This is a genomic window from Bradyrhizobium vignae (assembly GCF_004114425.1).
In the GTDB taxonomy this organism is placed as follows: Bacteria; Pseudomonadota; Alphaproteobacteria; order Rhizobiales; family Xanthobacteraceae; genus Bradyrhizobium; species Bradyrhizobium vignae.
Genome location: NZ_RDQF01000027.1, coordinates 65468 through 88803 on the forward strand (window position 1 = coordinate 65468; position 23336 = coordinate 88803).

Annotated in this window: 29 protein-coding genes and 1 pseudogene; 22 read left to right on the top strand and 8 right to left on the bottom strand. The window is 63.0% G+C overall.

Going from position 1 to position 23336, the window contains the following annotated elements:
• The first annotated feature begins 43 nt into the window (after positions 1–43).
• Positions 44–694: a TetR/AcrR family transcriptional regulator gene (locus tag EAV90_RS22495; RefSeq protein ID WP_122401709.1), complete on the top strand. Its 651-nt coding sequence runs from the start codon at positions 44–46 to the stop codon at positions 692–694.
• Between the two features lie 49 nt (positions 695–743).
• Here EAV90_RS22495 and EAV90_RS22500 read toward each other — a convergent pair whose 3' ends face one another.
• From EAV90_RS22500 to EAV90_RS22510, 3 genes are all read right to left on the bottom strand, one after another.
• Positions 744–1397, bottom strand: a complete 654-nt coding sequence (locus EAV90_RS22500) for a TetR/AcrR family transcriptional regulator (RefSeq protein ID WP_129144683.1) — start codon at positions 1395–1397, stop codon at positions 744–746.
• Positions 1398–1401: 4 nt separating this feature from the next.
• The gene (locus EAV90_RS22505; protein ID WP_122401707.1) at positions 1402–1839 is read right to left on the bottom strand and encodes a hypothetical protein; all 438 of its coding nucleotides are present in this window, start codon (positions 1837–1839) and stop codon (positions 1402–1404) included.
• Between the two features lie 79 nt (positions 1840–1918).
• Positions 1919–2173, bottom strand: coding sequence for a hypothetical protein (locus EAV90_RS22510; protein WP_129144684.1), 255 nt, complete (start codon positions 2171–2173; stop codon positions 1919–1921).
• Between the two features lie 150 nt (positions 2174–2323).
• On the opposite strand from EAV90_RS22510, the gene EAV90_RS22515 reads away from it, so the two are divergent.
• From EAV90_RS22515 to EAV90_RS22550, 9 genes are all read left to right on the top strand, one after another.
• A complete protein-coding gene (locus EAV90_RS22515) occupies positions 2324–2524 on the top strand; it encodes a hypothetical protein (protein WP_122401706.1) in 201 nt (66 codons plus the stop codon).
• Positions 2521–2676, top strand: a complete 156-nt coding sequence (locus EAV90_RS39610; RefSeq protein WP_164937056.1) for a hypothetical protein — start codon at positions 2521–2523, stop codon at positions 2674–2676. Before EAV90_RS22515 ends, EAV90_RS39610 begins: the two co-directional genes overlap by 4 nt.
• Positions 2677–2697: 21 nt before the next feature.
• The gene (locus EAV90_RS22520; protein ID WP_129144685.1) at positions 2698–2916 is read left to right on the top strand and encodes a hypothetical protein; all 219 of its coding nucleotides are present in this window, start codon (positions 2698–2700) and stop codon (positions 2914–2916) included.
• Between the two features lie 40 nt (positions 2917–2956).
• Positions 2957–3271: a hypothetical protein gene (locus tag EAV90_RS22525; protein WP_129144686.1), complete on the top strand. Its 315-nt coding sequence runs from the start codon at positions 2957–2959 to the stop codon at positions 3269–3271.
• Between the two features lie 4 nt (positions 3272–3275).
• Positions 3276–3875, top strand: a complete 600-nt coding sequence (locus EAV90_RS22530) for a PepSY domain-containing protein (RefSeq protein WP_122406475.1) — start codon at positions 3276–3278, stop codon at positions 3873–3875.
• A gap of 39 nt (positions 3876–3914) precedes the next feature.
• The gene (locus EAV90_RS22535) at positions 3915–5087 is read left to right on the top strand and encodes a DUF3734 domain-containing protein (protein ID WP_122401703.1); all 1173 of its coding nucleotides are present in this window, start codon (positions 3915–3917) and stop codon (positions 5085–5087) included.
• Positions 5088–5116: 29 nt separating this feature from the next.
• Positions 5117–5908, top strand: coding sequence for an acetoacetate decarboxylase (locus tag EAV90_RS22540; protein WP_122401702.1), 792 nt, complete (start codon positions 5117–5119; stop codon positions 5906–5908).
• A gap of 67 nt (positions 5909–5975) precedes the next feature.
• Entirely contained in the window at positions 5976–6764 is a 789-nt protein-coding gene (locus EAV90_RS22545; RefSeq protein ID WP_122401701.1) for a 3-hydroxybutyrate dehydrogenase, read from the top strand.
• A 28-nt stretch (positions 6765–6792) separates the two neighbouring features.
• Positions 6793–7041: a hypothetical protein gene (locus EAV90_RS22550; protein ID WP_129144687.1), complete on the top strand. Its 249-nt coding sequence runs from the start codon at positions 6793–6795 to the stop codon at positions 7039–7041.
• Here the strand turns inward: EAV90_RS22550 and EAV90_RS22555 are convergent.
• Complete coding sequence (locus EAV90_RS22555; RefSeq protein WP_129144688.1) at positions 7012–7671, bottom strand: site-specific integrase; 660 nt, start codon at positions 7669–7671, stop codon at positions 7012–7014. The genes EAV90_RS22550 and EAV90_RS22555 overlap by 30 nt on opposite strands.
• Between EAV90_RS22555 and EAV90_RS22560 the strand changes: the two genes are divergently transcribed.
• From EAV90_RS22560 to EAV90_RS22580, 5 genes are read left to right on the top strand one after another with little or no spacing between them, the layout of a single operon-like run.
• Entirely contained in the window at positions 7655–8599 is a 945-nt protein-coding gene (locus EAV90_RS22560) for a 2-hydroxyacid dehydrogenase (protein ID WP_129144689.1), read from the top strand. The two genes, EAV90_RS22555 and EAV90_RS22560, sit on opposite strands and share 17 nt — an antisense overlap.
• 47 nt (positions 8600–8646) lie before the next feature.
• Positions 8647–8940: a cupin domain-containing protein gene (locus tag EAV90_RS22565; RefSeq protein ID WP_174221631.1), complete on the top strand. Its 294-nt coding sequence runs from the start codon at positions 8647–8649 to the stop codon at positions 8938–8940.
• Entirely contained in the window at positions 8937–10412 is a 1476-nt protein-coding gene (locus EAV90_RS22570; protein WP_129144691.1) for an aldehyde dehydrogenase family protein, read from the top strand. Before EAV90_RS22565 ends, EAV90_RS22570 begins: the two co-directional genes overlap by 4 nt.
• Positions 10409–11452 (top strand): tartrate dehydrogenase, encoded by a 1044-nt coding sequence (locus EAV90_RS22575; RefSeq protein ID WP_122401696.1) that lies wholly within the window; start codon positions 10409–10411, stop codon positions 11450–11452. Before EAV90_RS22570 ends, EAV90_RS22575 begins: the two co-directional genes overlap by 4 nt.
• Positions 11453–11469: 17 nt before the next feature.
• Positions 11470–12927, top strand: a complete 1458-nt coding sequence (locus EAV90_RS22580; protein ID WP_122401695.1) for an NAD-dependent succinate-semialdehyde dehydrogenase — start codon at positions 11470–11472, stop codon at positions 12925–12927.
• Between the two features lie 50 nt (positions 12928–12977).
• Here the strand turns inward: EAV90_RS22580 and EAV90_RS22585 are convergent, their stop codons facing one another.
• Both EAV90_RS22585 and EAV90_RS22590 read right to left on the bottom strand, forming a co-directional pair.
• Complete coding sequence (locus EAV90_RS22585) at positions 12978–14252, bottom strand: NAD(P)/FAD-dependent oxidoreductase (protein ID WP_129144692.1); 1275 nt, start codon at positions 14250–14252, stop codon at positions 12978–12980.
• A gap of 16 nt (positions 14253–14268) precedes the next feature.
• A complete protein-coding gene (locus tag EAV90_RS22590; protein WP_122406474.1) occupies positions 14269–14937 on the bottom strand; it encodes a haloacid dehalogenase type II in 669 nt (222 codons plus the stop codon).
• A gap of 175 nt (positions 14938–15112) precedes the next feature.
• Between EAV90_RS22590 and EAV90_RS22595 the strand changes: the two genes are divergently transcribed.
• From EAV90_RS22595 to EAV90_RS22620, 6 genes and pseudogenes are all read left to right on the top strand, one after another.
• Positions 15113–15952 (top strand): GNAT family N-acetyltransferase, encoded by an 840-nt coding sequence (locus EAV90_RS22595; protein ID WP_122401693.1) that lies wholly within the window; start codon positions 15113–15115, stop codon positions 15950–15952.
• A 168-nt stretch (positions 15953–16120) separates the two neighbouring features.
• A pseudogene (locus tag EAV90_RS22600) lies at positions 16121–16396 on the top strand (aspartate aminotransferase family protein); the annotation flags it as partial.
• A gap of 271 nt (positions 16397–16667) precedes the next feature.
• Complete coding sequence (locus EAV90_RS22605) at positions 16668–18275, top strand: ABC transporter substrate-binding protein (RefSeq protein ID WP_122401691.1); 1608 nt, start codon at positions 16668–16670, stop codon at positions 18273–18275.
• Positions 18276–18362: 87 nt separating this feature from the next.
• On the top strand, positions 18363–19313 hold the full coding sequence (locus tag EAV90_RS22610; protein ID WP_122401690.1) for an ABC transporter permease: 951 nt from the start codon (positions 18363–18365) through the stop codon (positions 19311–19313).
• A complete protein-coding gene (locus EAV90_RS22615; protein WP_129144693.1) occupies positions 19310–20164 on the top strand; it encodes an ABC transporter permease in 855 nt (284 codons plus the stop codon). The genes EAV90_RS22610 and EAV90_RS22615 overlap by 4 nt, the downstream gene beginning before the upstream one ends.
• Positions 20161–21822: an ABC transporter ATP-binding protein gene (locus EAV90_RS22620; protein WP_129144694.1), complete on the top strand. Its 1662-nt coding sequence runs from the start codon at positions 20161–20163 to the stop codon at positions 21820–21822. Before EAV90_RS22615 ends, EAV90_RS22620 begins: the two co-directional genes overlap by 4 nt.
• A 22-nt stretch (positions 21823–21844) precedes the next feature.
• Here the strand turns inward: EAV90_RS22620 and EAV90_RS22625 are convergent, their stop codons facing one another.
• Complete coding sequence (locus EAV90_RS22625; protein ID WP_129144695.1) at positions 21845–22321, bottom strand: Lrp/AsnC family transcriptional regulator; 477 nt, start codon at positions 22319–22321, stop codon at positions 21845–21847.
• Positions 22322–22430: 109 nt separating this feature from the next.
• A complete protein-coding gene (locus EAV90_RS22630) occupies positions 22431–22922 on the bottom strand; it encodes an MFS transporter (RefSeq protein WP_129144696.1) in 492 nt (163 codons plus the stop codon).
• 50 nt (positions 22923–22972) lie between these two features.
• On the opposite strand from EAV90_RS22630, the gene EAV90_RS22635 reads away from it, so the two are divergent.
• Positions 22973–23224, top strand: a complete 252-nt coding sequence (locus EAV90_RS22635; RefSeq protein WP_164937057.1) for an MFS transporter — start codon at positions 22973–22975, stop codon at positions 23222–23224.
• The last annotated feature ends 112 nt before the right edge of the window (positions 23225–23336 follow it).

Genomic DNA, 23336 nt, shown 5'->3' on the forward strand with positions numbered 1-23336 from the left:
GCGGGAAAGCGAAACGCACAGACTCGTGAACTCGGAGGCAAGAATGAAGAAGACGAAGCGAGGTAGACCGCCCAAGGATCTGGCCGGCGACGCGCAGGCGCGCATTCTCGATGCAGCTCAGCAGCTGTTTCTGGAGAAGGGCTTTCGCAGCGCCAGCATCGACGACATTTCCGAGCTCGCGCCGGCGAGCAAGCCGACGATCTATGCCCACTTCCCTGGCAAGGAAGCGCTGTTCGCGGCGGTGGTGGCCCGCACCATCGACGGCTTGACTGACTTCGAGGGTTTCTCGCCTGAAGGCCGCACCATCGAGGACAAGTTGATGAGCCTCGGCACAGCCATCGTCGACAGGGTTATCGAGGAGTCACTGGGCATGGTGCGCGCGACGATCGCGGAATCGCAGCGGTTCCCCGAACTGAGCCGCAACGTCCACGACGCTGCGCGCGATCGCTCCGTGAACGCGGTGTCGCAGCTGCTGGACGAAGCCACGCAAAAGCTTGCCCGCACTGCAAGGGGGCCGTTCAGCGCCAAACGAAGCCGCGCCACTGCCCAGATCTTCCTCGACCTGATCCTGCTGCCGATGCTGTTCCGGTCGCTCGTCGGCGAAACACCGAAGGACCTGAAGAAGGAGCTTCCCGGCTTCGTGCGCGAGCGCGTGGGCTTTTTCCTGGCGGCGTGCGAGACGGACTGGTCATAGGCGCATCGCGGCCTGCCCCCCCTGGGCGATTGGGCTGGAGGCGTCAGCGTCAGCCGGCGGCCTTCAAATGCACCTGCGATGTCATCTCGACCGGCTGCCGCGATGGCATGCGGCTCAGGGCGCCCATACAAAATTTCGACATCTCCTCGAAGCTCGGCCGCAGCGTCGCAGCGCCCATTCGCGAGGGATTGAGATGGATGTCCATGGCATCAAGCAGGCAGCAGGTCAGCGCCATCGGGCTGCCGCCCTGCACTTCACCACGTGCTTGCCCGGCACCGATCATCGGCCGCACCAGTCCTCTGAGCCTATCGCTGTAAACGAGAACGACGGGCCAGTTCTGACGAACGGCCAGGGCCACCAGATCCTGGAGCCTTCGGTGCTTCGCCGGCCGGGATTCATTGCAATCGGCCATCGCCTTGAGGACTGCGGCGATGCGCCCCAGCGCCGGCCCACCGCCGCGCGCCGCATCGGCTGCCGCGCCGACCATTTCGTCGAGGAGGCGTTCAACGACGGCTTCCTCGATCGCGCGCTTTGACGGAAAGAAGCGATAGATATTGGCTGAGGACATCGACAGGCGCCGCGCAACATCCGCCACAGTGGTCTTGTTGTGACCGATCTCGCAATAAAGCTCGACCGCGGCCTGGACGATTCTGTCCCGGACATCTGCGTGCCTTCCAAGGTGAGGAGCATGTTCTCGCTTCATGTTCTCACCGCGCCGGAAGGTTAAGCAACTCGCTGCGGCAGGCTTCGCCGAAATCGCGCAAGGGATCCATCTCCTCGATGAAGTCCGGGAGGTCGACGAACGACCGGTTTGGCGACAGATAAGTCTCGATGATCAGCCGACCGGTCCGCTCGGCGGCGTGAACGACGTCGTCACTGGATAGGATCCGCATGCGACCGACAAGCGTATGGAGACCGACGAGTTGCGGGATTTCCACCCTGTCGCTGACGAGCGCGTCGGCATACAGCCGCGAAGCCTCCTCGATAAAGCTCTTGTACAATCGTTCGCGCTTTTCGAACGAGCGGGCGTGATGACGCTCTCGAAGTTTTCGGCGGCGGCTGAACCATCCACTCATGATAGTCGAGACCGCTCCGAACGCGGAGCCGCCGAAGGCGGCAAGGGCCGGGATATACATCGTGGTCATCGATCTTTCCTTTCGCCGGTCACGGTGCGGAGGCATCAGGACGGAACTGCGCAGGTGGCGCCCGCCGCGACGTCGCGCCTTATCGGTTCCGCACGGATCCGGTGCTGGCCTGCTCGAACACCGCCTTGCACGCTTTGCTCAGGTCCGATTTGCGCTGTCGCAAACAGGCTTCGACTCCCGACGGATCGGGAATGTAGGCACTGCACAGACGAAAGGCGTCGGGCGTACACGCAGCCCTCTGCTCTGCTGTGCCCTGGTTTTCCTGCGCGGATGCAGCTGTGCTGCCAAACGCCACCACGACCGCTGCGAACAGCGCCGCCATCAATCTCGTCATGTCCGTTCCTTTCTCTGCGTGAAACTCTGGTTTGCTGGCGGACGCTGACCGCCCGATCCGCACACGCGCTTGTGAGGCCTTCGTCTTGACTTCGGTCACGGCGCATGATTTATATGAACTATACGGTGTATTTTATTAAGGAGGCGCGGAATGTCAAGCCTGCTGTTCGCCTTGATGCGCGAAAACCCGATATCCGGGCTCGCTGTCGCAACGCTGAATGTCGTCGTCGCCCTGTGCCTCGTGGCCTTGAGCCTGCTGCTGGGGATCACGATCGCGATGATGGCCTGGGCTCATGCGCTCAGCGAACGCCGGCCCAGCCCAGTCCGGCTGGAGCGGAGGACGATCGCATGACGCCCGCCCTGCTGATCGCCCGTAACTGCATCATCTACTGGGTCAACGTCTGGATCGCGCGGGTCGAATGCGTGTTCGACATGATCGAGTCCGAGCTCGCCCGCAGAGGCTTTGCGCTTGAGGAATTCGACCGCCTGTCGCAGGCGGCGTGAGGCGACGACGAGTATCCTGACATGCTGAACTTCGTCGAAGTCTTTGACGTAATGGAAGTGAATCCGTCCAGCGGAGAGACCCTGTGGACCGGCGTCACCGGAACACGGACGGCGCTCGAGCGCGACGGATTCATGATCCATCCGAAAGCTGGCGCCTATTGTCCGGCGGAGTGGCTCGACGAGCGCGGCTATCTCGACGCCGAGCTCGCCCGCCGGCACCCGCGCCCCTGGAGTATCTGATGATGAGACGGATTCATTTCGTTGCCGGGAGCGAGGCGCCATGAGCCGACGATCCGCAATGTTCATGCGCGCGAGGCAGCCGATCGATAGCGCCCTTCCGTTGCGCGGCTACTTCCTGTCGGTGGGTGGAATGCTGGTCTGCTTGCTTTGGTTGGCGAACTGGTCGCTGCCGGCGCAATTGTCGGGTCGCTTTTCCGAGCCGGATCCTGCGCGGCCTCCGATCCGCATCCACTCCGACGTCAAGCCACCGGAGCGCGTGGTAATCGATACCAATCAGTCGCTGCCCGCGCCCTCCGACAAGGAGATCGTCGTCGCCCACTCACCCGTTGCAGGCGACCAGCCAGACCGAGACTGATCCGATGTCCAGACAGCATTTGTTCGCCCTGATCATGTGGTCCGCCACGCTCGCCGCCACCGGCGCCGTGGCGGACGTCCAAAATTCCACCGAGACGGACAGCCGCAGCGCGAGCGCGCAAAGCGAGACCGAGGACGTCGCTATCCGCCGCGTGCTCTCTGAATTCCGCACCATACGCGTCCCGCTCAGCCGTGCCATGGCAATCGCGGAGCACCTGCATGACGGCTCGAAGACCGCCGACATCAGCTTCGAGGTCGACAACGCACCCCTCTACCGCGTCCGTACCATCCGAAACGAACACGTGTGGGAAAACGCCATCGATGCCAACACCGGAAACGTCACCGGCAAGGAGCTGACGTCGTCGCTGAAGGAGCTCGATCGGGAAGACCTCGCCAAGATGCTTGCCCTGAAGTGGATCAAGCAGGAATTGTCGGACGCGGTGCAGGTCGCCGAGAGGGCTGCGGCCGGCAGCGCGCTGGCCGGCGGACTGATCCGACAGGACGGCAAGCTCAATTTCGTGATCGTCGTCGCCGCCGGCGATCATCTGAAGGAAGTGCTGCTCGAGCCGCCCAACGTCGGAAAGCAAGGCACGAGCCGCGATTAACACGAACATGTTCATCAGCAATCAAAGAGCACACTCGCCATGAACTTCCAGCCTCGATCACAACTCTCATCCGCACAACGGCAGCTTCCCTTCGACTGCATCGCGCTGCTGTTGCAAGGGGGCGGTGCGCTCGGCGCCTACCAGGCGGGCGTGTACGAAGCTTTGGCCGAAGCCAGCATTCATCCCGACTGGGTCGCCGGCATTTCGATCGGAGCCATCAATGCCGCCATTATCGCCGGCAATCCGCCCGAGTCTCGTGTCGACCGCCTGCGCGATTTCTGGACCCAGGTGACCTCGACCGCGCCCTGGGATTGGTCCGGCAATCCTTTCCTGGACTGGACGCGGAGCGACAATACGCGCAACCTCATCAACCAGATGAGCGCCGGTCTGGCGGCCACCTGTGGCGCCACAGGATTTTTCTCCGCCCGCCCCGTCCTGCCCTGGCTGCAGCCTGGCGGAGCCAGCGATGCGACCAGCATCTATGACACACGCGCGCTCAAGATCACGCTAGAGCGCCTGGTCGACTTCGATCGTATCAATGCCGGGTTGACGCGCTTCAGCGCCGGCGCGGTCAACGTCCGAACCGGAAATTTCGTCTATTTCGACAACACGACCCATACGATCCGGCCGGAGCACATCATGGCCAGCGGCGCGCTGCCGCCGGGCTTTCCCGCGGTGGAGATTGAGGGCGAGCACTATTGGGACGGCGGTCTCGTCTCCAATACGCCGCTGCAATGGGTGATCGAATCGGATGCCCCGCAGGACATGCTTGCATTTCAGGTCGACCTCTGGAGTGCGCGCGGTCAACTTCCCCGCAACATGGCTGAGGTCGTCACGCGGCATAAGGAAATCCAGTATTCGAGCCGCACGCGCGCCAGCACGGACCAGTTCAAGCATGTGCAGCGCCTGCGGCGCGCACTCACCGATCTGCTCAGCCGGCTGCCCGACGATCTCAGCCAGCACGAGGACGTGAAGCTACTCAGCACGGCGGTCTCCCGCAACGTCTACAACATCGTCCATCTGATCTATCGTGCGCGCAATCACGAGGGCCACTCCAAGGACTACGAGTTCTCGCGGCTATCCATGCAAGACCATTGGCAGGCCGGCTACCACGATGCATTGCGCACCCTACGCCATCCCGAGGTGCTTACCCGGCCTTCGAGCCCCGACGGGGTCTTCACTTTCGATCTCGAACACGACGGCCGCGAGTAGCGGTCACCCTGACGACAAGGAGAACGCTTATGCGTGAGGCTGACGTGAAACGACGAGCCTTTGCCATGCCGCTGACGAGCCCGGCCTATCCTCCCGGGCCCTATCGGTTCGTCGATCGCGAATACCTGATCATCACCTATCGTACCGATCCAGCCAAGCTGCGGGCCGTGGTGCCGGAGCCGTTGGAGGTCGACGAACGAGAGGCTCTCGTCAAATACGAGTTCATCCGCATGCCCGATTCCAATGGCTTTGGCGACTACACGGAAAGCGGTCAGGTCATTCCCGTCTCCTTTCGCGGACGCAAGGGAGGCTACACACACTGCATGTTCCTCAATGACGAGGGACCTATTGCGGGCGGCCGCGAGCTATGGGGCTTTCCGAAGAAGCTTGCACAGCCGACCTTGAGAACCGAGATCGATACGCTGATCGGCACACTGGATTACGGCCCGCTGCGCGTCGCGACGGGGACGATGGGCTACAAGCACCGCGAGGCCGATCTGACCAAGATCAAGGCTGCGCTTAACGAGCCGAACTTCCTGCTCAAGATTATCCCGCACGTGGACGGCAACCCACGGATCTGCGAACTCGTTCAATATCGTCTCGAGGACATCGTGCTGAAAGGTGCATGGACCGGACCGGCAGCCCTGGCCCTGACGCCGCACGCCTTGGCGCCGGTTGCCGAACTGCCGGTACTCGAAATCATCTCCGCCGTCCACATCCTCGCCGACCTCACGCTCGGCCTCGGGACGGTGGTGCACGACTATCTACAACAGCCGACGCGCGGCTCGATTCGAGCCGGCGAGCGAGCTCTGGTCTTTTGACTTCAAATCCGCATCGCGATCAGCGGCGCGGCGACAATTGTTCGCATTTATAAGGAAAGTGTACGAGATGGGAATTCTGAACGGTAAGACGGCAGTTGTCACCGGCTCGACCAGCGGCATTGGTCTCGCGTGCGCGCGAGCCTTCGCCGGCGCCGGTGCCAACGTGGTGATCAATGGCATGGGCGTCCCAGCCGATATCGAGACGGCGCGCGCTGCGATCAAGCGCGACTTCGCAGTCGAGGCGATCTATTCGCCTGCGGATATGACGAAGCCGAGCGAGATCGCCGCGCTCATCGCGCTCGGAGAGGCGAGCTTCGGCAGCGTCGACATTCTCGTGAACAACGCCGGCATCCAGCACGTTTCGCCGATCGAGGACTTTACCGCCGAGAAATGGGATGCGGTCATCGCCATCAATCTGTCTGCCGCCTTCCATGCCATCCGCGCGGTGGTGCCAGGCATGAAGAAGCGCGGTTGGGGTCGCATCATCAACACGGCATCGGCCCATTCGATGGTCGCCTCCCCATTCAAATCCGCCTATGTCGCAGCGAAGCACGGCATCGCGGGCCTCACCAAGACGGTGGCGCTGGAGCTCGCCCGCTCGAAAATTACGTGCAACTGCATCAGCCCCGGTTACGTCTGGACGCCGCTCGTCGAGAAGCAAATTCCGAACACGATGGCAGCCCGTCGCATGCGGAGGGATGAGGTCATCAACGATGTCCTGCTCGCCGCCCAGCCGACCAAGGAGTTCGTCACGGTCGAGCAGGTTGCCTCCCTCGCGCTGTTCCTGTGCAGCGACGACGCCGCTCAGATGACGGGCGCCAACCTCTCGATGGATGGGGGCTGGACTGCTGCGTAGCCGGTTTCAATTCCCGGAGCCTTCGATCATGTCTTCTCGCAAAGAAGCCACTCAAATTAAAACAAACCGCCCTTTCCAGCTCGATCTCGCCGAAGATGACCACCTAGCCAACGCCCTGCGCATGAGCGAGGAGGTCTTCAATGATGATGTGCTGCCACGCGATGCCGAGCTGATGGCTCCGAGCGACTTCTATGCGGCGATTGCTTCCAGACCGTCGCGCACATGGCCAACGACCCGGGATGAAAGGTTAAGACTGTTCTTCCATCTCGCGGCCTGATGGACGTGACAGAAAACGACCCGGCGGTTGACCCAATTCAACACGAACGATGCCGGGCGCCTCCGCTCTTGCGAAACGAATGGAAAACCTTCTTCTGCTCGGCGGCGTTGGGCCTGCGACGCTCTGTACCTTGGTCCAGTCACCGTAAAACGTGTCGCCAAGTGGTGTCCGATCGCTGGCCGCTCGAAGCTTCGGAAATAAGAGCTTGTGTCCCAGCTTTTTGAGGGCGTGATATTGAAGAAACCCAAGCCGGACAACGTCACCTATGAGCGGCACTCGGCGCATCGATTGAGGATTCTTTAGCGTTCGGTGCTCGTTCGGCCGAATGAAGATGTAAGGAATTCCATCCTCTTCGAGAACGTCATCGACATCCACGCCGCACAACTCCTCCCGGCGCCCGAAAGTATATCTCGCGAGGCACGGTACGACGTGCAATGCGAGTTCGGCCAGGCCCAGCATATACCGGGCTCCGCCGCAGATTGCGTTCCGGAACAGCCGCCCAACAAAACATTGCACCAAATCGCAACCACATTCGGCACCGGGCGAAATTGCGGTTCCGATAGCTTGGTTCAATCCGGCAAGCTCGCCATTCCCAGCGCGTCCGAATTCGACAATGACCTTTCTCTTCAATTCCGACGCACAGCGCGGGGCTGTTTTTCGTGAGGCCTTCACGCGCGACCTCCCACACCTGCCCTTCGCCATCGGTCCGGCCACGGTCTCTCCAGTCGACATACGCTACATCATCACCTGGTCCGTCCCGGAGGCGCTGGAACAATACCGTAACCTCGAGATCCTGTTTTCGGTCGGCGCCGGCGTCGATCAACTTCGGCTGACAGCGATCCCGCCGCAGGTGAAGGTGATACGAATGGTGGAAGACGGCATCACCCGGATGATGCAGGAATATGTCACTCTCGCCGTGCTGGCGCTTCACCGCAACTTTCCCGCCTACCTCGATTTGCAGCGACGCCGCGAATGGCGGGCTCTGCCGCAGAAGCAGGCCGCCGACCGGCGGATCGGGGTCCTTGGACTTGGCGTGCTCGGCCGCGCCGTGCTGGAAAGCCTGAGGCCCTTCGGCTTCCGCCTGAGCGGCTGGAGCCGGTCGGGCAAGACGATCGATGGCGTTGCAACATATAGCGGCGATGCAGGTCTCGGCCAGATGCTCGGCGAAACGGACATCCTCGTGTGCCTGCTGCCCCTCACCGAAGCCACGCGCGGAATCCTGAACCGCGAACTCCTTGCGCAATTGCCTCAAGGCGCGAGCCTCGTCCATGCAGGGCGCGGCGCGCAGCTCGATTCCGATGCGCTCCTCACTGCTCTCGATGCGGGTCAGCTCTCCGGCGCGGTCATCGACGTGACCGAACCGGAGCCTCTGCCCGGCGATCATGCCTTGTGGGCCCACCCGAAGGTGCTGCTGACCCCGCATGTTGCCGGCGTGACCCAGGCGGATACCGCCGCTCGCGCGGTCATCGACAATATCAAGCGGTATGAAGCGGGCCTCGACCTCGTCGGGCTCGTCGATCGACCCGTGGTTACTGAGAGGAGCCCAACTTGCTGCTGAAACGGATCGACCCCAATCCGACTTTCGCCCCGAAAGAATCCGGCCCGATGCCGGAGCGGCTCGTTGCCGGCGCGCCCCACTTCAAGACCTGGGCGCAGGACGAGGCCAAGGGCGAACTCGTGCACACAGGCGTCTGGGAAGCAACGCCCGGCGAGACGCGCTCGATCAAGGGAGAGACCTTCGAGTTCTGTCACATCCTCGCCGGCACGATCGAAATCACGCCGGAGGGCGGCGCCCCGATCACGTTCAGAGCCGGCGACAGCTTCGTCATGAAGCCCGGATTCACGGGCCTGTGGAAGACGATCGAGACCGTTCGCAAGATCTACGTCACGGTGTCATGAGCCAGAGCTTCGATCCCGATCAGATTCAGCTGCCGATCGGCCATTTCATCGGCGATCGGCTGCTGGAGTCGCCCGGTCTGCTTCCGCTGCACCGGCCGTCCGACGGCGCGCACTACGCCGCATGTCCGGTCGCCTCCGCCGAGACCGTGGACGAGGCCGCTCAAACCGCCAGAAAGGCGTTGAAGACGAGCAATTGGGGCGGCGCGCGTCCACGCGAGCGAGCCAACGTCCTGAAGCGCTGGGCCGATCTCATCGAGAGTGAAGCCGAGACGCTCGCCAGGGTCGAGGCGATTTCATCCACCCGCCCGGTCGGTCAGCTCGTCGCGGGAGACATCGCGGTCACCGCCGAGCAGATCCGCTTCTTCGCCGAATTCGCCGACAAGGAGGGCGGCGACCTCGTGCCCACCGATGACGCGCACCTCGGCATGATCATGACCGAGCCTTACGGGGTCGTCGGCGCCATTACACCCTGGAATTTTCCGGTGAACATGGCGGGATGGAAGCTCGGACCGCCCCTCGCCGCGGGCAACGCGGTCGTGCTGAAGCCGTCCGAAATGACCCCGTTCTCCTCCATCCTCCTCGCCCAATCGGCGGTGAAGGCGGGCCTGCCTGCCGGGCTCATCGACATCGTACTCGGCGATGGACCGACGACCGGCGCTGCCATCACCGGACATCCCGACATTGCGAAAGTGAGCTTCACCGGATCGACCGGCGCGGGCGCTGCCATCATGGCGAACATCGCCCGCACCGGCATCAAACCCATGACGCTCGAGCTCGGCGGCAAGAGCCCGCAGATCGTCTTGCCCGATGCCGATCTGGATCAAGCCGCCGCCGCGATTGCCGGCGGCATCCTCGCAAATGCCGGCCAGGCCTGTGTCGCCGGATCGCGGCTGATCGCTCACGCCTCGGTGGCCGAGCAGCTGGTCGACGCCATCATCGTCCGCATGCAGGCCGTCCAGGCCGGTCCGACCTGGGATACTGCGACGACCTACTCCCCGATCATCTCCGAAAAGCAACGATCGCGGATCCACAGGATCGTGCAGGCAGCCCGCGCTGAGGGCGCCGAGTGTCTGACCGGCGGCGAGCCGATCGAGGCCAAGGGCTATTTCTATGCGCCCACTCTTCTTGCAAAGGTGGATCGATCTTCTGTCGCCATCACCGAGGAGATCTTCGGGCCGGTGCTGACGCTTCAGACATTCACCACTGAAGACGAAGCCATGGCGCTTGCCGATCACCCGACCTACGGTCTTGCCGCCGGCCTCTTCACTCGCGATGTCTCGCGCGCCATGCGGATGACGCGCGCTCTTCCTGCCGGCACCGTCTGGGTCAACCGCTACGGCCGCTCGCGCGATCACATCCTGCCGACGGGAGGCTACAAGCACTCCGGCATCGGCAAGGATCTCGGCCGCGAAGCCTATCACGCCAACCGCCGCTCGAAGAGCGTGCTCATCCACATCGGAGGGCTCTCATGAAGACTTACGCAATCGCACTCATCCCCGGCGACGGCATCGGCCGCGACGTGACCGACGCCGCATGGACCGTGCTGGAAGCAACTGCCAAGCAGTCCGGCTTTGCGCTCAGCGGCACGACATTTCCGTGGTCCTGCGCGCACTACAAGGAGACCGGCGCGATGATGCCTGCCGACGGCATCAAGATGCTCGAAAGGTTCGACGCGATTCTGCTCGGCGCCGTCGGCTGGCCGGCCGAAGTGCCCGACGCCGTGTCGCTGCATGGCCTGCTGCTGCCGATCCGCAAGGGGTTCACGCAGTATGCGAATGTCAGGCCGCATCGGTTGCTTCCCGGCGTCAACGGTCCGCTGAAGACGACCGCATTCGACATCCTCTGCATCCGCGAGAACACCGAAGGCGAATATTCAGGCGCCGGCGGCCGCGTGCATCAGGGCACCTCCGCCGAAATCGCGGTCGAGACCTCCGTGTTCACGCGCGCCGGCGTCGAACGGATCCTGCGGTTCGCCTTCGAGCAGGCGTGCAAGCGGCGCAAGAAGCTTGCCTCGGTCACTAAGTCGAATGCGCAGAAATACTCGATGGTGTTCTGGGACGAGGTGACGCGACTCGTGGCCGCCGACTATCCCGATGTCGAATGCACGAGCTATCACGTCGATGCGCTCGCCGCCCGCATGGTGATGGCGCCGGAGAGCCTCGACGTCGTCGTCGCCTCCAACCTGTTCGGCGACATCCTGACCGATCTCGGCGCCGCCATCCAGGGCGGGCTCGGCTTTGCCGCCTCCGCCAATATCAATCCCGAGCGCAAGGCTCCGTCGATGTTCGAGCCCGTCCACGGCTCGGCACCCGATATCGCCCATCTCGGCACCGCCAATCCGATCGCGGCCATCTGGTCCGGCGCCATGATGCTCGAGCATCTCGGCGAGACCAAAGCAGCGGCACGCGTCATGGCGGCTCTCGAGGCCACCACGTCCCACGGCATCGGTACGGTTCCTGGCAAGGAGCGCACCGAGGCGATCACCGCAGCCGTACTTTCCCGTCTCTCCTGATCGACAAGGAGCATCAAATGCAGAAGCTGAGTGACAAGGATCTCTTCCGGCAACAGGGCCTGATCGGCGGCCAATGGTGCGGCGCCCTCTCGGGCGCGACGATCGACGTGATCGACCCGGCGACACAGGCCAGTCTCGGCACCGTACCGGATATGGGACGGAACGACACCCGCGCCGCCATTGCCGCCGCCGCGATTGCCTACCCCGCCTGGCGCGCCAAAACCAATGCCGAGCGCGCTGCGCTTCTGGAAGCCTGGCATGGCCTCATGATTGCGCATCTGGACGACCTGGCGCGCATCCTGACGCTCGAGCAGGGCAAGCCGCTGGACGAGGCCAAGGGTGAGATCCGGTATGGCGCCTCCTTCGTCAAATGGTTCGCGGAGGAGGCCCGGCGGATCGGCGGCACCACAATCCCTTCACCAACGGCCGATCGGCGCATCGTCGTCCTCAAGGAGCCGGTCGGCGTCTGCGCAATCATCACCCCCTGGAATTTTCCGAACGCGATGATCACGCGCAAGGTCGCTCCCGCCCTCGCGGCAGGATGCACCGTCGTGATCAAGCCGTCGGATTTCACGCCCTATTCGGCACTGGCGCTTGCGGTGCTGGCCGAGCGCGCCGGAATTCCGCCGGGCGTGATCAACGTCGTCACGGGTATGCCGACCGAGATCGGCGCCGAGATCTTGGCCAACGAGACGGTGCGCAAGATCTCGTTCACGGGCTCGACCCGGGTCGGCTCGCTGCTGATGCGCGGCGCGGCCGACAGCGTCAAGCGCGTCAGCCTCGAACTTGGCGGCAACGCGCCCTTCATCGTCTTTGATGACGCCGATCTCGATCTCGCGGTTGAGGGGGCGATCGCGTCAAAGTTCCGCAATGGCGGCCAGACCTGCGTTTGCGCCAACCGGATCCTGGTCCAGGCCGGCGTTTATGATGCCTTCGCAGAGAAGCTTGTCGCCCGTGTCAACGACATGAAGGTGGGCTCGGGCCTCGAGCCCGGTGTGGCGATTGGACCGATGATCAACGAGGCGGCGATCAGCAAGATCAACCGCCATGTCGCCGACGCCCTGTCCAAGGGCGGCCGTATCGCGACCCGGACGGTTGCGCTGCCCAAGGGGGCGCAGTTTACCGCTCCGCTCGTTCTGACCAACGCAACCACCGACATGGTGCTGGCCCACGAAGAAACCTTCGGTCCCGTCGCGCCTCTGTTCCGCTTCGAGACCGACGCGGAGGCGATTGCCATCGCCAATGCGACGCCCTTTGGACTTGCGGCCTATTTCTACACCGCGAACCTCAAACGGTCGTGGCGCGTTGCCGAGGCGCTCGAGGCCGGCATGGTCGGCCTCAACACCGGCATGGTGTCGACGGAAGTGGCCCCCTTCGGCGGCGTCAAGCAATCCGGCGTGGGGCGCGAAGGGGCGCAGGTCGGCATCGAGGAATACCTCGAAATGAAGACCTTCCATATCGGTGGATTGGGCTGAGCGATGACTGAGCGGCAAGAGCGCCTGACCGCGCTCTTGCCAGCTTCGAACTATCGCACGTGATCCAGCATCTTGTAGTACATTCCGACCAGCGGCAGGAACCATGGCTTGCCGAAATGGCCGGGCACGGCCGGCCAATCGAGGCCCTTCATCGGATTTTGATCTTCACGTCCGAGCATCGCGTCGGCGATGGTCATGCCGAGATGGGTCGAGAGCTGCGCGCCATGACCCGAATAGCCCATCGCATACCAGAGCCCGTCCCGATAGCCGGCGCGCGGGAAGCGGTCGCTGGTCATGTCGACGAGCCCGCCCCAGCAATAGTCGATCGGTATGCCGGCGAGTTGCGGGAAGAGCCGCGTGAGACCATTGGCGAGAATGGCGCCGCTCTTGGCGTCGGAACGCTGATCGGATGTCGCCGAGAAGCGCGCCCGTCCGCCAAAGATGAGGCGATTGTCGGGAGCCAGCCGGAAATAATTTCCGACATTCATCGAGGTAACGCAGGTGCGGTTGCCCGGCATGGTGGCCGCGATTTCGGCCGCGTCCAACGGACGGGTCGCGATGATGAAGCTGCCGACGGTAACGATGCGCCGACGGAAATAGCCGAAGTTCGGCGTGGTGTAGGCGCCGGTCGCCAGCAGCACCTGATCGGCGGTGACGCTGCCGCGCGGCGTCGTCAGGTGATGGCGCGATCCTTCTCGCGCTTGCGACGTGACCGGTGCCTTCTCGAAGATGACCGCACCGCGGCGCTTGGCCGCCTCGGCGAGCCCGACGCCATAGCGGCCCATATGCATCATCGCGCTCTTCTTCGACAGCATCGCGCCGAAGAACGGCGAGCCGATCTCCCCGCTCAGACCCTTGGGAGACAGCAAGGCGGTGTCCGGATCGACTTCACGATGGACCGCGTCAAAGTTCCGAGCGATGGCATCGAAGTGCTTCGGCTTGGAGGCGAGCTTCAGCTTGCCGGCCCGGCGGAAATTGCAATCGATCCCTTCCTCCGCAATCAGCGCCTCGAGCGTGTCGATCGAGGCGTCGAGCGCACGGTAGAGGGCGATGGCGCGCTCCTTGCCCAATTCCGCCTTGGCAGCGAGATAGCTGTGGGCCAGACCATTGTTGAGATGCCCGCCGTTCCGGCCCGAAGCGCCGCCGATCACCCGGTCTGCTTCGAGAACGATGACCTTCGTTCCCGCCTTCGCGAGCTGGCGCGCAGCTCCGAGGCCAGTGAAGCCGCCGCCGATCACCGCAACGTCATAGTGCCCCTCGACCGGACCTTCGGCGCCACCTGAGAAGCCTGGTGCGGTATCGTGCCAATAGGAGACGTATTTCACCGCAGGTCCCGCCGGCTCAGAGCCCGAACACGGCCGGGAGCCCGCCGATGTCCTTGATCTCGACATAGCCGTAATAGGGATTCGCGGGCTCGTGCCCCCGATTGACCCACACCTTGTTCTTGATGCCGAGGTCGTGCGCCGTCATCAGGTCGTAGCGGAAGGACGAGGAGCAGTGCACCACGTCCTCCGGACCGCAGCCCAGCGTATCGAACATGAACTCGAAGCCTTTCATGCGCGGCTTGTAGGATTGGGCCTGTTCGGCGGTGAGCGCGGCGTGAAAGGGCGCCCCAAGCTTGGCCACATTGGACGGCAGCTGCGCATTCATCGCGTTGGAGAGGATGACGAGCGGAATCTCCTTGGCGACCTTGGCAAGGCCGGCAGGAACGTCGGGATGCGGTCCCCAACTCGGCACGCGGTCGTAGACCATCTGCGCATGCTCGGCCTTGAAGGCGACGTGATTCCGCCTGCAGGCGCGCTCCAGCGCGTTGTGGATCACGTCCGCATAGGGCTTCCAGTCACCGAGAATCTCGTCGAGCCGATAGGCCGCGAAATCCCTGACGAGGGCAGCCATCTGCGCCTCGGGGAGATGCGCGCGATAGAGATCCTGCGCAGCTTCCGCCATCTGGAAATTGGTCAGTGTGCCGTAGCAGTCGAAGGTTACGTATTTCGGGCGAAACTGGCTCATCATCCCTGTCCTGGTGCGCTCGCGCAATGTCAGGGCGGCAACAATAGAGCGCCAAGGCGGCATAAGATGCGGCTTTTCCACCGGCTGCGGTGGAAGATGTCGTTCGCGCTGCGGCCTTCAGCCGATTTACCCATCGCCGAGATACGACACTGGCTCCCGACAGGAAAACCAGTCGATGACCCAGAGCACCATCTCGCTCACCGCTTTCCAGCCTGAGCATCTCGAAGGCGCATTGCGCCTTTCGCGTCAGGCCAGCTGGCCGCACCGCCTCGAGGACTGGCAATTGGCGCTCGACCTGAGCGCTGGGTTCGTCGCGCTCGACGCCGATAGCAGAAGCGTGGTCGGAACGATCCTGATGACGCCCTACAAGCGGGACGTCGCGACCGTCAACATGGTCATTGTCGATGAAGCAGCCCGCGGGCGCGGATTGGGCCGACAGCTCATGGAAGCGGTCATCTCATTGGCGGGGCCGCGTACGCTGAGGCTGATCGCAACGCGTGAGGGCACCCCGCTCTATCGGAAGCTCGGTTTTTGGCAGACCGGAGCAATTGTCCAGCACCAGGGTCAGGTGCGGCATGTTGCGTCGCCCGCCAAAGTTCGGCCGGCCGAGGCGCACGATATCTTCGGGATCATCGAGCTGGACAAGAGTGCCTACGCCGCCGATCGAAGAGATCTGCTGCGTGCAATTGCGAAGGTCGGCCAGCTGGCCGTGCTCGATCGCGGCCAGGGAATCGCCGGATTTGCAGCCTCACGCGCCTTCGGCAGAGGTGAGGTGATCGGCCCCGTGGTCGCCGCAAACGTCGATGACGCGAAAGCGCTGATTGAATTCTTCATGGCCCAAAGCGAAGGACGCTTCGTCCGCGTGGATACGGCTGAACGCCCTCAACTGAGCGCCTGGCTCGCGGACCAGGGACTGGCCCGGGTTGACGAAGGGATTGCCATGCAGCGTCCCATCGTTGCGCGATCCTGCGGGCCATTGACCACCTTCGCCCTCGCCAGCCAGGCTTTCGGATGAACGGTGACTTGATGCTCAGCAATTCGCTCATTGAACGCGATCGTGCCCATCCCATCCACCCGATCGCCTCGTACCGGGGTCACGAAGCGGCCGGCGTCAAGGTGCTGAGATCAGCCAAGGGAGCGACCGTGACGGACGCCTCCGCGTCGCCGCATTCTATGCCGAGCCAACGTCCGCGGGCGCGGCATGCTGGCCGCGGTCAAACTCGTCACCGACAAGCAACGCAAGACGTCGTTTCCCGCTGCGGCCGAGCCGGCAAAACGCATCCTCGACCGCGCCTGGAAGCAGGGTCTCGTCATCCGCGCTTTCCCGACGGGCGTACTGGGCTGTGCTCCGCCCCTCTGCTGCTCCGAGTCCGAGATCGACGCCATCGTCGAGCGCACCGCTAGGACGCTCGACGATACGCTGGCCGATGCCGAAGTTCGCGCCTCGCTGCAACATTAATAGGCATGCACAATGAGCCGGCTGGACGCAGGTCCGAAATACTAGAAACAGCGGCAACTTCGCAATTTTGTGCCGCGGCTCGCGATTTTTTCGGCCAAAGCCGCGGAACTATCCTGCGAGACTTCGATCGCGGGAAAGAATGCAATCCTGAGTGAAGGCGCGGCACGGTCGTTTTAAGGGACCGCGCCGGCATCCACCACAATGCGCGACAGAACAATCTGCCGCTCACCGCAGTACGAGCCGTAGCCTTAGCCATCGACGAGGGATTGACATGAGCGATACGACGACAAACTGGTCTGGTTCAGACGATGCCACGATCGAGAACGCGATCCGCCGCGGAGCCTCGCGTCGCGACCTGCTGAAGATGATGCTCGCAAATGGTGTGGCCGTGGCTGCCGCCGGCACCATCTTCGGCCGCGCATCGGAGGCGGTGGCGGCAACACCCGTGAAGGGCGGCGCCCTGAAAGCCGCGGCCTGGTCGTCATCGACCGCGGACACGCTCGACCCGGCCAAGGCCTCGCTCTCGACCGACTATGTTCGCTGCTGCTCGTTCTACAACCGCCTGACGTTTCTCGACCAGAGCGGCGTGCCCCAGATGGAGCTCGCCGAGTCAATCGAGAGCGGCGATGCCAAGACCTGGACGATCAAGCTGAAGAAAGGTGTCACCTTCCATAATGGTAAGGACCTCAGCGCCGACGATGTCATCTTCTCGCTGAAGCGCCATCTGGACAAGGCCACCGGATCGAAGGTGGCTGCGATCGCGTCCCAGATGACCGACTTCAAGGCCGTCGACAAGACGACCATCGAGGTCACGCTGGCGAGCCCCAACGCGGACCTGCCGACGATCCTGTCCATGCATCACTTCATGATCGTGGCCGACGGCACGACCGATTTCTCCTCGGGCAACGGGACCGGCGCGTTCAAGTGCAAGCAGTTTACTCCCGGCGAGCGCTCGATCGGCGTGCGGAACCCGAACTACTTCAAAGGTGGCCCGAACGTCGATTCATTCGAGTTCTTCGCGATTCCCGATGAAAACGCCCGGATCAATGCCCTGCTGTCCGGCGACATTCACCTCGCCGCCTCGATCAACCCGCGATCGGTGCGCCTCCTCGACGGCCAGAGCGGCTTCGCGCTGTCCGCGACCACGTCGGGCACCTACACCAACCTGAACATCCGCATGGACATGGCGCCCGGCAACAACAGGGATTTCGTGGAGGGCATGAAATACGTCGTCAACCGCGAGCAGATTGTCAAATCGGCGCTGCGCGGCTTTGGCGTCGTCGGCAACGACCAACCCGTGTCGCCCGCCAACGTCTACCACAATGCCGCACTCAAGCCGAAATCGTTCGACCCGGACAAGGCCAAATTCCATTTCCAGAAGGCCGGTGTGCTCGGTCAGACCGTCGAGGTCATCACCTCGGATGCACCCGGTTCGGCGATCGACATGGCCATGATCATCCAGGCCAGCGCCGCCCAGATCGGCATGAAGCTCGATATGAAGCGCGTGCCCCCCGATGGCTACTGGAGCAATTACTGGCTGAAGGCGCCGATCCATTTCGGCAACATCAACCCGCGTCCGACACCCGACATCCTGTTCTCCCTGCTCTACAAGTCGGATGCGCCGTGGAACGAGAGCCGCTTCACCTCGGAAAAATTCGACAAGATGCTGGTCGAGGCTCGCGGCTCGCTCGATCAGGCCAAGCGTCACGAGATCTACAACGAGATGCAGGTCCTGGTGTCGGAACAAGCCGGCACCATCATCCCAGCCTACATCTCCAACGTGGATGCCATCACCGCCAAGCTGAAGGGACTCGAGCCCAATCCGCTCGGCGGCATGATGGGCTACGCCTTCGCCGAATACGTCTGGCTGACCGCCTGAGCGGCGCAAAAGCGAGATCACCGCTCGGTATGCCGGGGTGGCAGCCCGAGCTGACAGGAATGATCGGTGTGGCATCGGAGCACGAATGTGAAAAAACAGGTTTCCTTCCTCGTGGTGAGACGACTTCTCATCGCCTTGATCACGCTCGTGATCGTTTCCTTTGCTGTCTTCTTTGCGACCGCGCTCCTGCCCGGCGATACCGCCACGATCCTGCTCGGGCAGTCCGCGACTCCGGAAGCCGTCGAGGGCCTGCGCAAGGCAATGCATCTCAACGATCCCGCAATCATTCGCTTCCTGAAATGGATGGCCGGCCTCTTCCAGAGCGATTTCGGCACGTCCTACGCGAACAATGTCCCGGTCGCCACTCTGATACGCGGCCGGTTCGTCAACACGATGAAGCTTGCAGGGCTGACCGCCTCGATCGCGGTGCCCCTCGCGCTCACGCTCGGCATCACTGCTGCGATATGGCGCGGCACGCTGTACGACCGCATCGTGACCGTCGGGACCATCGGCATCATCTCGGTGCCGGAGTTCATGATCGCGACGCTCGCGGTGCTACTCTTCGCGGTCTATCTCAAATGGCTCCCGGCCCTGTCGCTCACCAACGAGGTCAAGTCGGTCCATGACCTGGTTCGGATCTACGCCATGCCGGTTATGACGCTGACATTCGGCGTTTCGGCGCAGATGATCCGCATGACCCGCGCCGCGGTAGTCGAGACATTGAACACCCCTTACGTCGAGATGGCGCTCCTCAAGGGCGCCTCGCGTCCCCGGATCGTGCTGAGACATGCATTGCCCAATGCGCTCGGTCCGATCGTCAACGCGGTCGCGCTCTCGCTGTCTTATCTGCTCGGCGGCGTGATCATCGTGGAGACCGTCTTCAACTATCCCGGCGTCGCAAAACTGATGGTCGATGCCGTTTCGACCCGCGACCTCCCGCTGATCCAGACATGCGCGATGATCTTCTGCCTGGGTTACCTGGCATTGATCACGGCTGCCGACATCGTCGCCGTCCTGTCCAATCCGAGGCTGCGATGACGGATTCAACCTCGACTGAGCGGCTGGGCATGCGATTGGGCTATCGCTTCAACCTCGTGGGCATGTCGGCCGTCGGCATCATCCTTCTCTGGACCGGCATCGCCCTGTTCGCTCCGCGCATCATCCCGCATTCCGTCGGCGAGATCGTCGATACCGACTATTTTGGACCCATGAGCCGGGACCTGTGGTTCGGCTCGGACTATCTCGGCCGGGATATCTTCTCGCGCATCCTGATGGGCGCCCGCTACACGCTCGGCATCTCCCTCGCCGCCGTCACCATCGCCTGTTTCAGCGGCGTCGCGCTCGGCATGACCGCAGCCGTCGCCGGGGGATGGTACGACAGCATGCTGAGCCGCTTTCTCGATGCGCTCAACTCGATACCGAGCAAGCTGTTCGGCCTCGTCGTGGTCGCCGCCGTCGGCTCGTCGATCCCGGCACTGATCGGGACGCTGTCGGTGATCTACACGCCAGGCGCCTATCGCTTCGCCCGTGCGCTTGCCGTCAACGTCAATACGATGGATTTCATCGTCGTCGCCCGCATCCGGGGCGAACGCCTGCCCTATCTCATCGCCTCCGAGATTCTTCCCAACATTCTCGGGCCCGTGCTTGCCGATCTTGGCCTGCGCTTCGTCTTCATTGTGCTGCTGCTCTCCGGCCTGTCCTTTCTCGGCCTCGGCGTGCAACCGCCCTACGCGGACTGGGGCGCGCTTGTTCGCGAGAACATCGCCGGCCTGCCCTTTGGCGCACCGGCCGTCATCTTTCCTTCGCTCGCCATCGCGAGCCTCACGATCAGCGTCAACCTCCTGATCGACAATTTGCCACGCAGGATCCGCGACCGGGGCGCCGAATGACAGTAAATCTCGTCGAGATCCGCAACCTCAGGGTTGAGGCAACGACCGATGCCGGCAGGCGGGTCGAGATCATCAAGGGTGTCGACCTCGACATCGCCAGAGGCGAGATCGTCGCTCTCATCGGCGAGAGCGGCTCGGGCAAGACCACCATCGCCATGACGCTCATGGGCTACGCGCGGCAAGGCTGCGCGATCACCGGCGGCGAGGTGCGCGTGGCCGGTATGGACATGGTGAGCCTGTCGGAAGCCGAACGCGCCAAGATTCGCGGGACGTGCGTGGCCTATGTGCCGCAGAGCGCTGCAGCCGCCTTCAACCCCGCACTGACCATCATGGACCAGGTCACCGGGGTGGCGCGGATCCACAGGCTCATGTCCGCAGCCGAGGCGCAGGCGAAAGCGCTCTTACTCTTCAAAGCGCTATCGTTGCCGGAGCCCGAGACGATCGGCAACCGCTATCCGCACCAGGTCTCCGGTGGCCAGTTGCAGCGGCTCGCCGCCGCGATGGCCCTGATCGGCCAGCCGAAGGTCGTCATCTTCGACGAGCCCACCACGGCGCTCGATGTCACGACCCAGGTCGAGGTGCTGCGCGCATTCAAGTCCGTCACGGCGCAGCACAACATCGCCGGTGTCTACGTCTCGCACGATCTGGCCGTGGTCGCCCAGATCGCCGACAGGATCGTCGTCCTCAAGGACGGCACGGTCCAGGAAACGGGGACGACGGATCAGATCCTGGAAGACGCTCAGCACCCCTATACGAGGCAGTTGCTGGCCGCATTCAGGCCGAAGACACAGCAGCGGGCGCCTGACAACGACGGCGCGACGAAGCGCCCCTTGCTCGAGGTCGACAATCTGACGGTCGGCTATGGACCTCGCTCGCGCGATGGACAGCCGCTGATCAATGCTGTCCAGGCTGTCAGCCTCAAGCTGGATCGGGGACGAAATCTCGGCATCATCGGCGAGTCCGGCTGCGGCAAGTCGACCCTCGCCAGGGCGATTGCCGGAATTCTGCCGGCTCATGCGGGCAATATCGTCTTCAATGGACGCGAATTGGGAAAGGCCGGCCGCAACCGCACCCGCAACGAACTCCGCGAGATCCAGATCGTATTCCAGCACGCGGACACCGCGCTCAATCCGGCGAAGTCGGTGGGAGACATCCTGAGGCGTCCCCTCACCTTCTACCACGGCATGAGGGGCAAGGCGCGCGATGCGCGCGTCAACGAACTTCTCGATCTCGTGCGCCTGCCAAAATCCGTGCGCCATCGGTTGCCGGGAGAGCTGTCAGGCGGCCAAAAGCAGCGTGTGAATTTTGCCCGGGCACTCGCCGCCGAGCCCACGCTCATCCTGTGCGACGAAATCACGTCGGCTCTCGATACGGTCGTGGCAGCCGCGGTCGTCGAGCTTCTCAAGGAGCTTCAGCGCGAGCTTGGTATCTCCTACATCTTCATCAGCCACGATCTGTCGGTCGTCGAGGCGATCTGCGACGAAATCATCGTGATGTATCGCGGTCAGAAGGTCGAGCAGATCACGACGACCCGGCTCTCGGCGCCACAGCACCCTTATACCCGGCTATTGTTCTCCTCGGTCCCGAAGCTCGATCCCGACTGGCTCGACAATTTGAAACAGGATGCCGACGAATTGCGCGCCTATAGCCAACGGTAGAAGCGGTTGGTGCAGCAGCTGGTCAAGCCGGAAAGAGGCTGGTCAGCGGCATCTGGGAGCGCACGATCGGCGATTTGAGGACGACGAAACTGAAATACTTGTCGATACCGATGTCCATGGCGGTCAGACGCTCCATGATCGCCTGGTACTCGCCGACGCTGGCGGTGACGAACTTCAGCATGTAGTCGTAACCTCCGGAGACCAGATGACACTCTCTCAGCTGGTCGATCTTGTCGACCGCCGACTGGAAACGGGCAAAGTCGGCCTGTCGATGGTTCTTCAACGTCACCTCGGTGAACACGGTCAGCGTCTGTCCGAGCTTGCGCGCGTTGATCTGGGCAGCGTAGCCCTCGATGTAGCCCTCGGCCTGCAGTCTCTTCACACGCACGAGACAAGCGGTGGGCGACAAATTCACCAGCTCGGCAAGCTCGACATTGGTGATGCGACCGTTCTTCTGGAGTTCGTGGAGGATCTTGATGTCGATCCCATCCAGCTTCATGGGTGACTCTCCATCGAACACGCGCCAGAAGGCACAACAGAAAATTTTGTGCGATGAGCCAAAATCTCACCAAGCCCGCAGCCATTGCTTTCGGAAAGGTCTCGGATTTCTACTCGATCGCCAGAAACTCCGGCGATTCATCGATCTGGGTGCGGATCCAGAGACCGAGAAGCCCGAGCGGCACGCCGAGCCCGAACATCAGGCGCCAGCCCCAGGCCGCCATGCTCTCCGCACCGATGATGGCCGAGACGAGCGTGAAGATGCCGACCGCAATCGCGGTGCCGGCATAAGCGGCCACCGGGGAGAAGGAGGCGCGGAGCGCGCGGTGCCTGCTGTCTCCCTGCTCGACGATATAGGCGGTCGCGGCCGTGTACTCGCCGCCGGCGAAGAAGCCCTGCGCCAGGCGGCAGAGCACGAGACCCGCGGTCGCAAAGCTGCCGGCGACGGCGTAGCTCGGCAGGAACGCGGTCGCCGCAGTGACCAGACACATGCCGCTCACCGAGATGAAGAGGGCGGTACGGCGCCCCAGGCGATCACCCACGCGTCCCATGACGATCCCGCCGAGCGGCCGGATCAGGAAGCTCGACGCGTAGATCATCATCGGAAGAAGAACGCCGGCGTCTGCGCACGGAAGCCCCACCGCTCTCGGCCGTGGTCCGCAGCCAGTGGCGCCGCATGCTGTTCTTCATCAGCATCCTCATGAGCCACACGCTGTCGAACTATCTCGTGCTCGGCTTCCTCGCGACCTATCTCACGAATTTCGTCAAGATCGACGAGACGCATGCGTCGCTGGCGATCTTCATCGCCCAGATGGTGCTGATGGCAACCGTGAGCGTCACGATAGTATCACCGGTGCCCGGGCTTGACTTGCGCGGAATGCTTTGGATAGCGCGGTCGGGATGATTGACGCCGCCGGCGCGCGGTGATGGGGTGACCCTGGTTCGGAGCGGGTAACGAGATCAGAATGACCAGCGAGTCGCAGCTGCGCGAGAAGCTTCGGAAGATCGAGGCCTTG

What these genes read in the sequence shown, in the direction of transcription:
- EAV90_RS22545 (WP_122401701.1), top strand. Translation starts at nt 5,976, where the DNA reads ATGGGAATTCTGAACGGTAAGACGGCAGTTGTCACCGGCTCGACCAGC.
- EAV90_RS22515 (WP_122401706.1), top strand. Translation starts at nt 2,324, where the DNA reads ATGTCAAGCCTGCTGTTCGCCTTGATGCGCGAAAACCCGATATCCGGG.
- EAV90_RS22565 (WP_174221631.1), top strand. Translation starts at nt 8,647, where the DNA reads ATGCCGGAGCGGCTCGTTGCCGGCGCGCCCCACTTCAAGACCTGGGCG.
- EAV90_RS22520 (WP_129144685.1), top strand. Translation starts at nt 2,698, where the DNA reads ATGCTGAACTTCGTCGAAGTCTTTGACGTAATGGAAGTGAATCCGTCC.
- EAV90_RS22560 (WP_129144689.1), top strand. Translation starts at nt 7,655, where the DNA reads ATGACCTTTCTCTTCAATTCCGACGCACAGCGCGGGGCTGTTTTTCGT.
- EAV90_RS22525 (WP_129144686.1), top strand. Translation starts at nt 2,957, where the DNA reads ATGAGCCGACGATCCGCAATGTTCATGCGCGCGAGGCAGCCGATCGAT.
- EAV90_RS22570 (WP_129144691.1), top strand. Translation starts at nt 8,937, where the DNA reads ATGAGCCAGAGCTTCGATCCCGATCAGATTCAGCTGCCGATCGGCCAT.
- EAV90_RS22500 (WP_129144683.1), bottom strand. Translation starts at nt 1,397, where the DNA reads ATGAAGCGAGAACATGCTCCTCACCTTGGAAGGCACGCAGATGTCCGG.
- EAV90_RS39610 (WP_164937056.1), top strand. Translation starts at nt 2,521, where the DNA reads ATGACGCCCGCCCTGCTGATCGCCCGTAACTGCATCATCTACTGGGTC.
- EAV90_RS22495 (WP_122401709.1), top strand. Translation starts at nt 44, where the DNA reads ATGAAGAAGACGAAGCGAGGTAGACCGCCCAAGGATCTGGCCGGCGAC.
- EAV90_RS22595 (WP_122401693.1), top strand. Translation starts at nt 15,113, where the DNA reads ATGACCCAGAGCACCATCTCGCTCACCGCTTTCCAGCCTGAGCATCTC.
- EAV90_RS22505 (WP_122401707.1), bottom strand. Translation starts at nt 1,839, where the DNA reads ATGACCACGATGTATATCCCGGCCCTTGCCGCCTTCGGCGGCTCCGCG.
- EAV90_RS22615 (WP_129144693.1), top strand. Translation starts at nt 19,310, where the DNA reads ATGACGGATTCAACCTCGACTGAGCGGCTGGGCATGCGATTGGGCTAT.
- EAV90_RS22575 (WP_122401696.1), top strand. Translation starts at nt 10,409, where the DNA reads ATGAAGACTTACGCAATCGCACTCATCCCCGGCGACGGCATCGGCCGC.
- EAV90_RS22590 (WP_122406474.1), bottom strand. Translation starts at nt 14,937, where the DNA reads ATGAGCCAGTTTCGCCCGAAATACGTAACCTTCGACTGCTACGGCACA.
- EAV90_RS22580 (WP_122401695.1), top strand. Translation starts at nt 11,470, where the DNA reads ATGCAGAAGCTGAGTGACAAGGATCTCTTCCGGCAACAGGGCCTGATC.
- EAV90_RS22540 (WP_122401702.1), top strand. Translation starts at nt 5,117, where the DNA reads ATGCGTGAGGCTGACGTGAAACGACGAGCCTTTGCCATGCCGCTGACG.
- EAV90_RS22630 (WP_129144696.1), bottom strand. Translation starts at nt 22,922, where the DNA reads ATGATGATCTACGCGTCGAGCTTCCTGATCCGGCCGCTCGGCGGGATC.
- EAV90_RS22620 (WP_129144694.1), top strand. Translation starts at nt 20,161, where the DNA reads ATGACAGTAAATCTCGTCGAGATCCGCAACCTCAGGGTTGAGGCAACG.
- EAV90_RS22605 (WP_122401691.1), top strand. Translation starts at nt 16,668, where the DNA reads ATGAGCGATACGACGACAAACTGGTCTGGTTCAGACGATGCCACGATC.
- EAV90_RS22530 (WP_122406475.1), top strand. Translation starts at nt 3,276, where the DNA reads ATGTCCAGACAGCATTTGTTCGCCCTGATCATGTGGTCCGCCACGCTC.
- EAV90_RS22535 (WP_122401703.1), top strand. Translation starts at nt 3,915, where the DNA reads ATGAACTTCCAGCCTCGATCACAACTCTCATCCGCACAACGGCAGCTT.
- EAV90_RS22550 (WP_129144687.1), top strand. Translation starts at nt 6,793, where the DNA reads ATGTCTTCTCGCAAAGAAGCCACTCAAATTAAAACAAACCGCCCTTTC.
- EAV90_RS22510 (WP_129144684.1), bottom strand. Translation starts at nt 2,173, where the DNA reads ATGACGAGATTGATGGCGGCGCTGTTCGCAGCGGTCGTGGTGGCGTTT.
- EAV90_RS22625 (WP_129144695.1), bottom strand. Translation starts at nt 22,321, where the DNA reads ATGAAGCTGGATGGGATCGACATCAAGATCCTCCACGAACTCCAGAAG.